General features: G+C 42.0%; 11 protein-coding genes. 8 read left to right on the top strand and 3 right to left on the bottom strand.

Annotated elements, in window-relative coordinates; genetic code table 11:
- The first annotated feature begins 8 nt into the window (after positions 1-8).
- The 3 genes from HFM85_RS12455 to trmL all read left to right on the top strand — a co-directional run bounded on the left by HFM85_RS12455 (position 9) and on the right by trmL (position 2910).
- A complete protein-coding gene (locus HFM85_RS12455; protein WP_243097230.1) occupies positions 9-1694 on the top strand; it encodes a B12-binding domain-containing radical SAM protein in 1686 nt (561 codons plus the stop codon).
- A 106-nt stretch (positions 1695-1800) separates the two neighbouring features.
- Complete coding sequence (locus HFM85_RS12450; protein WP_173738494.1) at positions 1801-2409, top strand: AIR synthase-related protein; 609 nt, start codon at positions 1801-1803, stop codon at positions 2407-2409.
- Positions 2410-2910: a tRNA (uridine(34)/cytosine(34)/5-carboxymethylaminomethyluridine(34)-2'-O)-methyltransferase TrmL gene (trmL, locus tag HFM85_RS12445; RefSeq protein ID WP_119239531.1), complete on the top strand. Its 501-nt coding sequence runs from the start codon at positions 2410-2412 to the stop codon at positions 2908-2910.
- A 128-nt stretch (positions 2911-3038) separates the two neighbouring features.
- On the opposite strand, the gene HFM85_RS12440 is transcribed toward trmL, so the two are convergent.
- From HFM85_RS12440 to HFM85_RS12430, 3 genes are read right to left on the bottom strand one after another with little or no spacing between them, the layout of a single operon-like run.
- Complete coding sequence (locus HFM85_RS12440) at positions 3039-4448, bottom strand: sensor histidine kinase (protein ID WP_173738493.1); 1410 nt, start codon at positions 4446-4448, stop codon at positions 3039-3041.
- Positions 4448-5146 carry a response regulator transcription factor gene (locus tag HFM85_RS12435; protein ID WP_119239529.1) on the bottom strand — a complete coding sequence of 233 codons (699 nt, stop codon included), beginning with the start codon at positions 5144-5146 and terminating at the stop codon, positions 4448-4450. Before HFM85_RS12435 ends, HFM85_RS12440 begins: the two co-directional genes overlap by 1 nt.
- Positions 5147-5163: 17 nt before the next feature.
- Positions 5164-7545 (bottom strand): endonuclease MutS2, encoded by a 2382-nt coding sequence (locus HFM85_RS12430; RefSeq protein WP_173738492.1) that lies wholly within the window; start codon positions 7543-7545, stop codon positions 5164-5166.
- A gap of 306 nt (positions 7546-7851) precedes the next feature.
- Here HFM85_RS12430 and HFM85_RS12425 point away from each other — a divergent pair, with 306 nt between their 5' ends.
- From HFM85_RS12425 to HFM85_RS12405, 5 genes are all read left to right on the top strand, one after another.
- Positions 7852-8799, top strand: coding sequence for a 3'-5' exoribonuclease YhaM family protein (locus HFM85_RS12425; RefSeq protein WP_173738491.1), 948 nt, complete (start codon positions 7852-7854; stop codon positions 8797-8799).
- A gap of 3 nt (positions 8800-8802) precedes the next feature.
- The gene (gene rlmD, locus HFM85_RS12420; RefSeq protein WP_173738490.1) at positions 8803-10452 is read left to right on the top strand and encodes a 23S rRNA (uracil(1939)-C(5))-methyltransferase RlmD; all 1650 of its coding nucleotides are present in this window, start codon (positions 8803-8805) and stop codon (positions 10450-10452) included.
- Between the two features lie 235 nt (positions 10453-10687).
- Complete coding sequence (locus HFM85_RS12415; protein WP_173738489.1) at positions 10688-10903, top strand: excisionase; 216 nt, start codon at positions 10688-10690, stop codon at positions 10901-10903.
- A 192-nt stretch (positions 10904-11095) separates the two neighbouring features.
- Positions 11096-12694, top strand: coding sequence for a DNA primase family protein (locus HFM85_RS12410; protein WP_173738488.1), 1599 nt, complete (start codon positions 11096-11098; stop codon positions 12692-12694).
- Between the two features lie 817 nt (positions 12695-13511).
- Entirely contained in the window at positions 13512-14072 is a 561-nt protein-coding gene (locus tag HFM85_RS12405; RefSeq protein ID WP_173738487.1) for a ParA family protein, read from the top strand.
- The last annotated feature ends 25 nt before the right edge of the window (positions 14073-14097 follow it).

The following is a 14097-nucleotide window of genomic DNA, read 5'->3' as shown; positions in this document are numbered from 1 at the left end:
ACATAAATTTGAAGATATTACTTGCAGCATGCAATGCGAAATATATCCATTCCAATCTGGCGGTGTACAACTTAAAATCCTGTTCTGGTAAATACAGTCCGCAGGTTGTAATCAAGGAATATACGATCAATCAGATCAGGGATGAGATCCTGAAAGATATCTATCTGGAACAGCCGGATGTCATTTGCTTTTCCTGCTATATCTGGAATGTGTCTTTTGTAAAAGAACTGGTTCCGGATCTGATGAAGATCCTTCCAGATGCAGATTTCTGGGCAGGAGGTCCGGAGGTGTCTTATGACGCGGAGAAGTTTTTGAGAAGTAATCCTGCTTTTTCTGGTGTAATGGTCGGAGAAGGCGAAGAGACTTTTCAGGAACTGGCAGGCCATTATATAGAAGGAAAACCGGAAAATCTGAAAGAAATCAGAGGAGTGGCTTTCCGAAATGAGGACAAAGTCCCGGATATCGTACACACAGGATGGAGAGAACTGATGGATCTCAGTAAAGTTCCTTTTGCATATCAGGATCTTAAAGAGTTCAAAAACAGGATCATTTATTATGAAAGCAGCAGAGGCTGCCCCTTTTCCTGCAGTTACTGTCTTTCGTCTATTGATAAGAAACTTCGATTCCGTGATATTGAAATTGTAAAAAAAGAGCTGCAGTTTTTTATTGATAATAAGGTCCCGCAGGTGAAATTTGTAGATCGTACATTTAACTGCAAGCATGATCATGCAATGACGATCTGGCGTTATATCACAGAACATGATAATGGAGTCACCAATTTCCATTTTGAGATCTCAGCAGATCTTTTGCGGGAAGAAGAACTTGCACTGATGAAAACCATGCGTCCGGGACTGATCCAGCTGGAAATCGGGGTGCAGTCTACCAATCCGCAGACGATCAGGGCCATTCGCAGGACTATGGATTTTCAGAAACTGAAAGGGATCGTAGATCAGATTCACAGTTTTGGCAATATTCATCAGCACCTGGATCTTATTGCAGGGCTTCCTTATGAGGGATATGAGAGTTTTCATAAATCTTTCTGCGATGTATATGCTCTGCATCCGGAACAGTTTCAGCTTGGCTTCCTGAAAGTACTCAAGGGTTCCCATATGATGGAGATGACGGAAGAGTACAAAATTCTTTATAAAGACAGGGAGCCATATGAGGTGCTTTCTACAGCGTGGCTTACTTACGGCGAAATTTTAAGACTGAAAATGGTGGAAAGTATGGTGGAAGTGTATTATAATAGTGGTCAGTTCAAAAATACTCTTGTATTTCTGGAAAGATATTTCGAAGATCCGTTCCGGATGTATGAGGTACTTGGCAGATTTTATGAGAAGAGAGGTTATTCTGAGATCTCTCATTCCAGGATGAGACGCTATGAGATCCTTATGGAATTTGCCGGAGAACACAGTGAGATCCCTCTGGAGAAGCTTTCGGATGTTATGCTTCTGGATCTTTATCTCAGAGAGAATCTGAAGAGCAGGCCAGCTTTTGCATCGGATCAGAAACCATATGAGCGTATGATCTGGGCTTACCGCAAAGAGAAGAAGATTCCGAAAACAGCACACATCGAAGTATTCCGGGATGGAAAGATCACGCTTTTTGATTATACAGACAGAGATCCACTGACAAACAACGCGAGATTAACAGATATCACAGACGAGGTGAATAAAAATTATGGGAATGTTTGATCCAAAAAAAAGAAAAGTGATCACAGCGATCATCGCAGTTATTCTGGTACTTGCAATGGTAGTTCCGACTGTACTTTCGCTGATCATTTACTAAGGATGGTTATTTATGAAACTTGGGGAAAAAGCCCTAGAGGCTTTGCGGGCAGAAATTGATGGGAGGCTTAATCCCGGCGATGAGCTGATCGTGGCAGGGCCTGTGGCAGCAGAGGGAACAGCGTGGATCACGGAAAATAATCGTAACAGACTGAGAGCGGTTTTTGCAGAACGGTTTCTGGAGGATGCCAGAAGACTTCCGGAAGTTTACGGCACAGGAATGAAAGAAGAGAACAATAAAGTCTGGGAAATGGCAGCGAAAGCAGGAGCCAGTGCCAGATATCTCATGGGTGAGGGCGGTTTTCTGGCTGCTCTCTGGAAGATGGCAGAGGCTTCCGGTGTGGGACTTGAAGTGGACCTTCGCAGTGTGCCGATCCGGCAGGAGACCATAGAAATCTGTGAGATATTTGATGTGAATCCTTATAAGCTTATGTCAGGAGGAAGCGTGCTTCTGGGAATCCAGGGCGGAGATGCTTTTGTGCAGGAGCTGAGAAGAGAAGGAATCATGGCCGCTGTGATCGGACAGACGAATTCCGGAAATGACAGGCTTCTTTACAGTGGCGGAAATGCAAGATATCTGGAACGGCCGGGAAATGATGTTATGCAGAAAAGAGGAAAATAAATGGGAGTTTTAAACATTGTACTCCATGAGCCGGAGATACCGGCGAATACAGGAAATATCGGAAGAACCTGTGTGGCAACAGGAACCAGGCTGCACCTGATCGAGCCGCTTGGATTCCGGCTCAATGAGAAGGCTATCAAGCGTGCAGGTATGGATTACTGGGAGCATCTGGATGTGACAAGATATCTGGATTATGAGGATTTTCTTAAAAAGAATCCGGGAGCGAAGATTTATTACGCAACAACCAAAGCTCCCCAGACTTATACAGATGTGCAGTATGAGGATGACTGCTTTATTATGTTTGGAAAAGAAAGTGCAGGTATTCCGGAGAATATCCTGGTGAATAATCAGGAGACATGTGTGCGGATTCCGATGATCGGGGATATCCGATCATTGAACTTAAGTAATTCTGTTGCTATTGTGCTTTACGAGGCACTGCGTCAGCATAATTTTGCACATATGAATCTGGAAGGTCATCTTCGGAATTATGAATGGAAGTAGATAAAGCGGACTTGTGAGAATCTTATAGAAATAATAGAGTGCAGGGAAACAAAAAACCTCTGTTTCGAATGAACTGTAAAAATGTAAAAAAGTATATTTTACAGTTATTTGAATCAGAGGTTTTCTGCTTATTTGGCCTTTTCAAGTGTAAAGATAAATTCAGTTCCAACACCTACTGTACTGATCACATTAATGTTCTGCTTATGTGCATTGATGATCTCTTTTACAATTGCAAGTCCAAGGCCGGTTCCTTTGCGGTCTTTTCCGCGGGAGGCATCGATTTTGTAAAAGCGGTCCCATATTTTGGAAAGACTCTCTTTGGGGATTCCGGTTCCGTGGTCTTTTACAGAGACAAAAACTTTTCCATGGTTGACAGTGGTTTCCAGTGTGATAGATGAATTATCATTGCTGAATTTTACGGCGTTGTCCAGTAAATTGTACAGTACCTGCTGGATCTGTTCCATATCCGCACGGACAAAGAGTTCTTTTCCTGCAAGGGGAAGTTCCAGCCGGATATTCCGTTCTGAGCAGGTGCCCTCAAAAGATGCAGCAGTGGTCCGGATGGTTTCATTAATATCAAAGCGGCGCATGTGCATCATTCGCTTTTTCACATCCAGCTCATTTAAGGTAAGAAGACTTCTGGTAAGTTTCTCCAGGCGGGTGGATTCAAAAGCGATAATTTTAAGATAACGCTCCTGCATTTCCGGCGGGATAGTGCCATCCAGCATGGCTTCCACGTAACCTTTGATGGAGGTCAGCGGAGAACGGAAATCGTGGGACACATTAGAGATAAACTGTCTCTGGTACTCGCCGTTTTTGTTCAGCTTGTCTGCCATGTAGTTGAGGGAGTGGGAGAGATATCCCATCTCATCTTCAGAATCTACAGGGATCGTATAGGAAAGATTTCCGTTGGCAAATTCCAGAGCACCTTTCAGGATTTCCTTTAAAGGTTTATGTACCCGGAAGAAATAGACCAGCAGGAAGCTGAAAAACAGTGCATAAATAACAATAAAGATTACGATCATGACCTCTACGATATTGCTGCGGCTTTCGTAGAGGTTTTTCATTGGATAATGGATTGCAAGATATCCGATGATCTGATCTGTATCTTTGACAGGGACAACAGTGCTTAAATGCGTTTCTTTAAATGCCCCATAAAAGGTACCGGAAGAATAATCGGTATCTTTGTAATCGGAAGGCCGGAAATTTTTAACAGTAATCTCAACGGAATCAGAAGTATTCTTACTGGTATTGATAAGAACAGTTCCATCTGTATCCATGATCCAGAAGTCTGCATTCTGAAAAGCAGCTGCAGAATTCAGAGCCAGGGAAATCTGATCATTGTCCGGATTTTTTACAGCCTGCCGGATCTCCTCCTGGGATGCGATATGGCTGGCTGTGCGGTAAAGAGAAGCACCGGTAGTTTTTTCCAGCTTTTTTTCTACAAGGTAAGATCCTCCGGAGGAAAGCAGCAGAAAGCAGATTCCTCCGATGGCAAAATAGAGTATCAGCAATTTGCGGTAAAGATGCTGTTTCATCAGGCCTTTACCTCGAATTTGTAGCCGATGCCCCAGACTGTGGAAAGTGACCAGTTTGGATTATCCTTGATCTTTTCGCGGAGACGTTTGATATGTACGTCTACGGTGCGGGTGTCGCCGATGTATTCATATCCCCAGATATGATCCAGAAGCTGCTCCCTTGTAAAAACCTGATTCGGAGAAGAAGCCAGGAAATAAAGAAGTTCCAGTTCTTTTGGAGGCATATCTATCTGGTGTCCCATATATGTTACTGAATAATTGGTGAGGTTGATCACCAGATCCGGGTAGGAAACACATTTTTCTTTCGGAGCAGAAGATGGAGATTTCACATGGAATCTGCGGAGCACTGCGCGGACACGTGCCACCAGTTCCTTGGAATCAAATGGTTTGATAATGTAGTCGTCAGCTCCAAGCTCAAGGCCGAGAACTTTGTCAAAAGTCTCTCCTTTTGCGGAGAGCATGATGATCGGTACATCGGAGGTATGGCGGATCTCACGACATACCTGATATCCGTCGATTCCCGGAAGCATCAGATCCAGAAGGATCAGATCCGGGTGAAAAATATGGAACTGCTTCAGGGCTTCCTCGCCATCATTTACGATTTTAGTCTCAAAGCATTCTTTTGTAAGGTAGAGAGCTACCAGCTCTGCAATATTATTGTCATCGTCAACAATGAGGATTTTCTGTTTTGTAGCCATTAGTTTCAGCTCCTTTTTTATTTCTTGAATTCTACGATGGTTACACCGGCATCGCCTTCTCCGAATTCACCGAGACGGAAGGAAGCTACATGTTTCTGGCGTTTCAGGTAATTGTGGACACCTTTGCGCAGCGCGCCGGTACCTTTGCCATGCACAATGCGGACAGACTTCATATGTGCAATGTAAGCATCATCCAGATATTTGTCCAGTTCTGCAACAGCTTCGTCAACGGTTTTTCCCAGGAGATTGATCTCAGTGGAAATGCTGGCTGCTTTTGACATGCGGATTTTTCCTGCGCCTGTACGCTGCATGGACGGGGTGGTGATCACAGGTTCATCCACAAGCTCCAGGTCAGAGATATGTACTTTGGAACGGATGATGCCCATCTGTACAAAGAGATATCCTTTGGAATCCGGATGGCTGGAAACTGTTCCCTTGAGATTCAGGCTTAAGACTTTTACAGTATCTCCAAGAGAAAGATCGGATGGCTTCAGCAGCTTCGTTGGTTTCTGTTTCTGCTGTTTGGAAGACATGCCTTTTTCTGCTTTTGACATACGCTTCTTCAAGTTCTGTCGTTCTTTTTCCACAGAGGCTGTATCCACGTGATCTTTCTGGAATTTATGGAAAAGCTTCATGGTCTGATCTGCGTATTCTTTGGTATCGCGGAGAATCGCGTGTGCCTGTTCGTTGGCTTCACGGAGGATGCGTTCTTTGCGTTCATCCAGTTTTTCTTCTTTTTCCTGGAGGGATTTCTTAAGTTCAGCTACCTGTTCTTTATAGCGGGCGATCTCTGCGCGCTCATTTTCAATGGTGACACGGCTCTGCTCCAGAGAAGTCAGAACATCCTCGAAGGATTCATCCTGCTCACTGATCTGCTCTTTTGCCTTATCAATGATAAAATCAGGAAGTCCCAGTTTGGAAGAAATGGCGAAAGCATTACTTTTTCCAGGGACACCGATGAGAAGGCGATAGGTTGGACGTAAGGTTTCCACATCAAATTCGCAGCAGGCATTTTCTACGCCTGGAGTGGAAAGCGCGTAAATTTTCAGTTCGCTGTAATGGGTGGTGGCCATGGTGCGGATTCCCTGTTCATGAAGATGGGAAAGAATTGCAATGGCCAGTGCTGCACCTTCTGTCGGGTCTGTTCCTGCGCCAAGCTCATCAAAGAGGACAAGGGAGTCCTGATCTGCGGACTTGAGGAAGGAGACTACGTTTGTCATGTGTGAGGAGAAGGTGCTTAATGACTGCTCGATGCTCTGCTCATCACCGATATCTGCGTAAACTTCGCGGAAAAGTGCAAGTTCGGAGCGGTCCAGTGCCGGGATATGAAGACCTGCCTGACCCATGAGAGTGAGAAGACCCACGGTTTTCAGGGAGACAGTTTTACCGCCGGTGTTCGGTCCTGTGACAACAAGGAGGTCAAATTCATCTCCAAGGCGAATGTCAATGGGAACGGCTTTCTTTTTGTCAATAAGCGGGTGGCGGGCCTGACGGAGACGGATGCGTCCTTCGGTATTAAAGATGGGTTCGCTGGCATTCATATCCATGGCAAGAGCAGCTCTGGCAAAAATAAAGTCCAGCTGGACCATGATGGAAAGGTCTGCATGGATTGCTTCCAGTTCTGCGGCTACCTTCTGGCTTAAGTCTGCAAGGATCACTTCGATCTCTTTCTGTTCTTTCAGCTCCAGTTCACGGATGTCATTGTTCAGTTTGACAACGGCCATGGGTTCAATGAAAAGAGTGGAACCTGTTGCTGACTGATCGTGTATCATACCTGGAACCTGGCCTTTGTACTCAGCTTTTACCGGGATACAGTAGCGACCATCTCGCATGGTGATAACAGAATCCTGAAGATAATTCCTTGCGCTTCCTGCAACCAGAGAGGAAAGCTGGGAATGGATGCGGTCGTTGGTGATCTTGATGCTGCGGCGGATCTGACGGAGAGTGCTGCTGGCATCGTCACTGATCTCATCTTCGGAAAGGATACAGCGTCGGATCTCCGTGCTAAGCGGTGTCAATGGTTCTAGGGCTGAGAACATGCCGTCAAGGGAATCGGTCATTCCGTCATCGCGGTCGCTTCTGGAATAAGCTTTTACACGGCCGGTATTTTCCAGAAGGCTGCACACAGAGAGAAGTTCCGGCGCATTTAAGGAACTGCCTATAGTAAGACGCTTCAGGGTGCCGCGGATATCTTTGACACTGCCAAAGGAAATGCTGCCTTTTTTAAAGAGGCGGGCAAGTGCATCGTGAGTCTGCAGCTGCATGGAACGGATCTCTTCGATATCCGTGGAAGGGGTAAGCTTCCTGCAGAGATCTTTTCCCATTGGGGAAGAGGCCTTGTCTGTGAGCAGATCTATGATTTTATAGTATTCAAGTGCTTTGTATGCTTTTTTGTTCATTGTTGCTATTGTTACTCCTTTTTGTTACTTCTGTTGATTCCGTGTTTTTCTGTGTGATACAGGGTATACAAAAAAACACTTCGTTTCCTATTTTACATGATTTCCGTAGCAAAGGAAAGTAAAATGTGTTATGATACTAAATAAAGCCAAAATGCGCCGGAAGCATGATATGACTTGCGGAGCGAACCGGAAGGAATTACCGGCTTATGGTTAAAAAGTGTGTTTTGGAGTAAGGCTATGAGCGTAAAGGATAGCTGCTCTGAATAGTGTAAAAAAATAAAGTGTGAATAGAAAGGCAAAGATTTTATGCGTTTTTTAAATGAGTTACATGAGGGAGACAGAGTAAACGGGATCTATCTCTGCAAACAGAAACAGCCGGCTACCACCAAGAACGGCAAGCCCTATGAGAATCTGATCCTTCAGGATAAAACAGGTGTGATCGATGGTAAGATCTGGGATCCGAATTCCCTGGGAATCGATGATTTTGATGCCCTAGATTATATTGAGATCATGGGAGATGTGACAAGCTTTGCAGGTGCTATGCAGCTGAATATCAAGAGAGCGCGCAAGGCAGGAGAGGGTGAATATGACCCGGCAGACTATCTTCCGGTCAGCGAGAACAGCGTGGACGATATGCAGAGCCAGCTTCATGCATTGATCGACAGTGTGAAGAATCCGTATCTTTCCCAGCTTCTGAAGAAGCTTTTTGTAGAAGATAAGGAATTTATGAAAGTGTTCGAGGGACATTCAGCAGCGAAAACTGTGCATCACGGATTCATCGGCGGTCTGATGGAGCATACTCTTGGAGTGACACGTCTCTGCGACTATATGGCGAATGCGTATCCTCTGTTGAATAGAGATCTTCTGATCACAACAGCACTTCTTCATGATGTTGGAAAAACCAGGGAGCTTTCTGCTTTTCCGATGAATGATTATACAGATGAGGGACAGCTTCTGGGACATATTATGATTGGAGCACAGATGGTACACGACCTGGTAAAAGAAATTCCGGATTTTCCGGAGAAGATTGAGAATCAGGTGATCCATTGTATCCTTGCCCATCATGGTGAGCTGGAGTACGGATCTCCGAAAAAACCTGCACTTGCAGAGGCAGTTGCTTTGAATCTTGCAGATAATACAGATGCAAGAATGGAGACGCTGACAGAGATCTTCCATGCAGACAAAGGAAAAAAAGAATGGCTTGGCTACAACCGTTTTTTTGAGTCCAATTTAAGAAGAACAGGAGATATTTAATTAATGGAATTCCGTAAAAATGATATATTAACCCTGGATATAGAAGATTGCGGAGTTGACGGTGAAGGTATCGGGAAAGCCGATGGCTTCACCGTTTTTGTGAAAGATGCCGTGATCGGTGACAGGATCAAAGCTAAGATCATCAAGGCAAAAAAGAACTACGGCTATGGCCGTCTGATGGAGGTGATCACACCGTCCCCATACCGTGTGAAACCAGCCTGCTCCATAGCACGTCAATGTGGCGGCTGCCAGATCCAGGCACTGTCTTATGAAGAACAGCTGAAATTTAAGGAGAAAAAGGTTCGCGGTCATCTGGAGCGGATCGGAGGTTTTAAAGATCTTGAAATGGAACCGATCATGGGAATGGAAGAACCATACCATTACCGCAACAAAGCTCAGTTCCCCGTAGGAAAAAATAAAGACGGAAAGATCATTACCGGTTTTTACGCAGGAAGAACGCATTCTATTATTGAGAACCGGGATTGTATCTTGGGTGTAAAACAGAATAAAGATGTTTTGGACTGTGTAATTGGACATATGGAAAAGTATCATATTCAGCCTTATGATGAGACCACTGGCAAAGGCCTTGTGCGTCACATTATGATTCGCTATGGATTCCATACAGATCAGATCATGGTCTGCCTGATTCTCAATGGAGATAAGCTTCCTGCGGAAAAAGCTCTGGTGGAGTCTCTTTGTGAAATTCCGGGAATGACCAGTATTACTATTAATGTAAATAAGAAACGTAATAATGTGATTCTGGGAAACCAGCTTCGCCTTCTCTGGGGACAGTCCTATATAACGGACAGTATTGGAAATGTATCATATCAGATTTCTCCGCTGTCCTTTTTCCAGGTCAATCCTATCCAGACCGAAAAACTGTATGGAAAAGCTCTGGAATATGCAGGCCTTACCGGAAATGAAACTGTCTGGGATTTGTACTGCGGAATCGGAACCATCTCTCTGTTCCTGGCACAGAGAGCAAAATTTGTCCGCGGTGTGGAGATCGTTCCACAGGCCATTGACAACGCAAGAGAAAATGCGAAGATCAACGGAATTGAGAATGTGGAGTTCTTTGTTGGAAAGGCAGAAGAAGTATTGCCGAGAGAATATGACAAGAACGGTATCTACGCAGATGTTATCGTGGTAGATCCGCCGCGAAAGGGCTGTGATGAAGCACTGTTGAATACGATACTTAAGATGAAACCGGAGAGAGTTGTATATGTAAGCTGCGACAGTGCGACATTGGCCAGGGATCTGAAGATACTTTGTGCAGAGGAGTATGAGTTGAAACGGGTATCTACTACTGATATGTTTCCGCAGAGCACACATGTGGAGACGGTAGTCCTTTTGGGTAGGAAAATGGTCGATGATAGAAATATTGAATATGAGTATGTTGATTATGAGCCTAAAGATAACGAATATATGCGTAATACAAAGGGTTCAGCAACGTATGCAGAGATAAAATCATGGATAAAGGAACAGTATAATGTTTCTGTATCGAATCTGTATATTGCACAGGTGAAAGATTCATGCGGATTTGAGAAGCGAGAGAACTATAATACAGGTGCAGAAGGGCACAAGGTGCCACAATGTCCTGATGAAAAGCGTGAGCTGATTATGGAAGCATTTAAGCATTTCAGGATGATATAAATTGTAATACAGTATAAAAATTATGAGAGAAGATGGAGATTGTTTCTGTCTTCTCTTTTTTTGTATGTGTGAAAAAAATTTTTTTGAGCTAAAAAGCCTGATAAATGAACAGATTTGCGAAAAACGTGTTTCTCTTGTGTAGGAATATCTTGCAATGCAAAATTTTATATGCTAAACTTAGCCTAAACAGGTAAGATGCTTGTAAATACAGCAAAAAATAGGAGGTCTTTAAGATATGTCAAGAACAGCAAATAATCCTTTACCATATTCTGAAAGAAAATATTTGTCCATGAAAGAGATGGGTCAGTACATGGGAATTGGCTTAAATAGAATGAAACAGATTAAGAAGGATGGGGAATTTACAGCCTATATCACTGTTGGAAAGCAAGGGAAAGTTATGATTGATAGAGCAGCTTTTGAACAGTGGATTGAAGAAAAAGGTTATATTTAAAAAAATAGAATAAAAAAATAGCAACTGTGACGGGAATCACTGTTGCTATCAAGAAGTTCGTACCAAAACTTCTATATTCCTTTGATTTATGAGTTAATCTTAGCATAAATTGGCACGAACTTCAAGAAAAACGTTGCAAAATTTCATGAAATCATGAAATAAAGTTTTAATTAAGAAAGGACGTGTTAATTTATGGACACAAGAGATTCAATTATTAGAGAAGTTACACATGAATATTTAGCATCGGTAGATAAATCGAATTTACCTGAACCGAAGGAAGTTGCTGCCAGTATTTTGTTGAATATTAAAAATCAGTTTGATATTCACAATTCAGTAGTACAGCGAGATGCAAAATGGAAGGTTCCTGACAGATTGATTCCGGCTCAGATTGGAGATATTATCGTTGCATTACATCCAGTTGTAGCTATTGAAACAGGTAGCACAAATTGCGATGCAGATTTGACATTGCTCGGTCTTTATCAGACAGAAGGAAAAGATGAAGGTATTTATGTTACTGATGATAAGGCATTTTTCAAACTTGCACGAGAGTATTATTATGGTACTACGTTAAGAGAACTGGATGAGGTGTTTAATAATATCAGAAGTTTTGCACCACGTGTACAGCCTTGCAGAGAGCCAAATTTAATTGCTGTCAACAATGGTATTTTCGATTATGATACAAAGCAGCTCTTACCATTTACACCAGATTTAGTCTTTATGAGTAAATCAAGGATTGATTACAACTCGATGGCTCAGAACATCACTATCCATAATGATGATGATGGTACAGACTGGGATGTAGAAAGTTGGATGAATGAGCTGTCTGATGACCCTGAGATTGTCAATACACTTTGGGAAGTAACAGGAGCTGTTGTAAGACCTAACGTACCATGGGGTAAGGCTGCATGGTTTTACAGTGAATCGGGTAACAATGGTAAAGGTACATTGTGCTCTATGTTCCGTAATTTGTTGGGAGATGGTTCACATTGTTCAATTTCACTGTCTAACATGGGAAAGGATTTCATGTTGGAACCTATGCTGTATTCTGTTGCAATCATTGTGGATGAAAACGATGTAGGTACATATATTGATAAAGCTGCGAATTTAAAGGCGATTGTTACAGGTGATGTGATTCAGATTAACCGTAAGTTCAAGACACCAATTCCATATCAGTTTAAAGGTTTTATGGTACAGTGTCTGAACGAAATGCCACGTGTGAAAGATAAGAGTGATTCTTTCTTCCGTAGACAGCTGTTTATTCCGTTTACGAAGTGTTTTACAGGAGCAGAAAGAAAGTACATCAAACAGGATTATCTCAAGAGAAAAGAAGTGCTGGAATATATTCTGTATAAGGTTCTGAATATGAATTATTACGAACTTTCTACACCACAGGCTTGTAAGAACGCACTGGCTGAGTATAAGTCATTCAATGACCCTGTAAGACAGTTTATGGATGAAATCATGGAACAGCTTACATGGGACTTGGTTCCGTTTACATTCCTGTATGATTTATATAAAGCATGGTACAAGAGAAATGTTGGTGATAAAGATACAAAGTCATCACAGGTATTTATTAGAGATGTTTTGAATATCTTGTCTGAATATCCTGAATGGATGTGTGAAGATAAGACGAAAAAATATAGACCAGGAAATACAATGGACAAACCAGAACCTTTGATTTGGGATTATAAGCTGGAAGACTGGTACAATCCGAATTACAAAGGTGGAGATGTTAATAAAATTTGTCATCCAGCGTTAAAGACATATTACAGAGGAATTGTAAGAGCATAGAAAGATAGTGGTACAGTGAATGTGCCACTATATTTTTTTTGAAGTTTTTTACATAAGTGTGTCACGGTTCCACGTTTGTGTCACGTTTTTATTTTTCGTGACACACCTGTAATACACGCCAGTACTATGATTCATCATATTTGTGTCACTGTTCCACGTTTTTTTAAGTCAAACGTGAGAAAAAACAGAAAATACCAAAAACCTTGATTTATCAACGTTTTTCAATGTATCATTTTGATACTAAGTTATCATATATTTCCACTGTATTACTTTGTATCATTTTGATATTATGTGTAAATTGTCTGTAATACCGATAAATACTACATTTTATGATTTTTGAGTGTATTTTGGGTGTTGTTCTATAAAGAATATGAGAAAAGCGTGGAACAGTGACACAAATTTGCTCTGTGTTAGCCCTGATGTATGTTTTAAGCTGTGTCACGTTTTTTCTTTCGTGACACACGATTTTGGGTTAAAAATGCTCTGTTGTATGACTGATGTACAATACAGCTTGTTCCACGTTTGTGTCACGTTTTTCAGCTTGTGTCACGCTTTTTTCTGTACCCTGTTTTCTCTGTAAAATCGCAAAATTTTCCCCATTTTTTTACGATGTCCAATTTATACACCATAAATTGCCCAATTTATGACCAAAATATGTGACATAAATTTCCCATGCTTATTTTCCATGATTTTCTGCTATTTTTCCTGTATCAAGGCTGAAAATTTCTGAAACACTCTTGAATTTATAATTACATAATGATATAATTATGTAAATAAATAATTATGTAATTACAAAATACAGCAAAGGAGAATGATTATGAAGACAATTTTAATTGCGAATCAAAAAGGCGGTTGTGGTAAGACATTGGTTGCTGATGAGCTTGCATTTAGTTTCGATAGAACAGGCGTAAAATATTCTTTGTATGATTTGGATGGTCAGGGCGGTATCATTCATGAGCCTAAAGTGATTGATGATGCTGATTATGCCATTGTAGACACGCCGGGATATATCTCTGATAATCTTGGTGAGCTGATTCAGGGTGCAGACCTGATTATCATTCCTACAAGAACAACATACAAAGATATTCCAACGTTGCAGACAATGTTAGAGCTGATTGAACAGAATGGAAAATCAAGTGATACAATGTTCATTTTCAATGCTTGGAATAGATTCAATGCGGCAGCAGCATTTGAAGACTGGTTCAAGACTGTAAGGAACGGTCGTCATGTATCAATTATTCCGCAATCAGAAGAATTTGCGAAAGCTGGTATGTATGGAAAGTCGGTTGTAGATTATGCACCACGCTCTAATGCAGCGTTGTTGACACGTAAGACAATGAATGAAATTCGCTTACAGATTGGATTGCCACAGGAATAGTTGTATGTTATAATTATATAAATAC

The sequence above is a fragment of the Blautia schinkii genome, assembly GCF_013304825.1.
Classification (GTDB): Bacteria; Bacillota; Clostridia; order Lachnospirales; family Lachnospiraceae; genus Blautia_A; species Blautia_A schinkii_B.
The sequence above is the reverse complement of the archived record's forward strand: the minus strand, read 5'-3'. Positions and strand labels throughout refer to the sequence as shown.

Excerpts from the sequence above, each read along its gene's own strand:
- trmL (WP_119239531.1), top strand. The coding sequence starts at position 2,410 with ATGGGAGTTTTAAACATTGTACTCCATGAGCCGGAGATACCGGCGAAT.
- HFM85_RS12440 (WP_173738493.1), bottom strand. The coding sequence starts at position 4,448 with ATGAAACAGCATCTTTACCGCAAATTGCTGATACTCTATTTTGCCATC.
- HFM85_RS12405 (WP_173738487.1), top strand. The coding sequence starts at position 13,512 with ATGAAGACAATTTTAATTGCGAATCAAAAAGGCGGTTGTGGTAAGACA.
- HFM85_RS12410 (WP_173738488.1), top strand. The coding sequence starts at position 11,096 with ATGGACACAAGAGATTCAATTATTAGAGAAGTTACACATGAATATTTA.
- HFM85_RS12435 (WP_119239529.1), bottom strand. The coding sequence starts at position 5,146 with ATGGCTACAAAACAGAAAATCCTCATTGTTGACGATGACAATAATATT.
- HFM85_RS12425 (WP_173738491.1), top strand. The coding sequence starts at position 7,852 with ATGCGTTTTTTAAATGAGTTACATGAGGGAGACAGAGTAAACGGGATC.
- HFM85_RS12430 (WP_173738492.1), bottom strand. The coding sequence starts at position 7,545 with ATGAACAAAAAAGCATACAAAGCACTTGAATACTATAAAATCATAGAT.
- rlmD (WP_173738490.1), top strand. The coding sequence starts at position 8,803 with ATGGAATTCCGTAAAAATGATATATTAACCCTGGATATAGAAGATTGC.
- HFM85_RS12450 (WP_173738494.1), top strand. The coding sequence starts at position 1,801 with ATGAAACTTGGGGAAAAAGCCCTAGAGGCTTTGCGGGCAGAAATTGAT.
- HFM85_RS12415 (WP_173738489.1), top strand. The coding sequence starts at position 10,688 with ATGTCAAGAACAGCAAATAATCCTTTACCATATTCTGAAAGAAAATAT.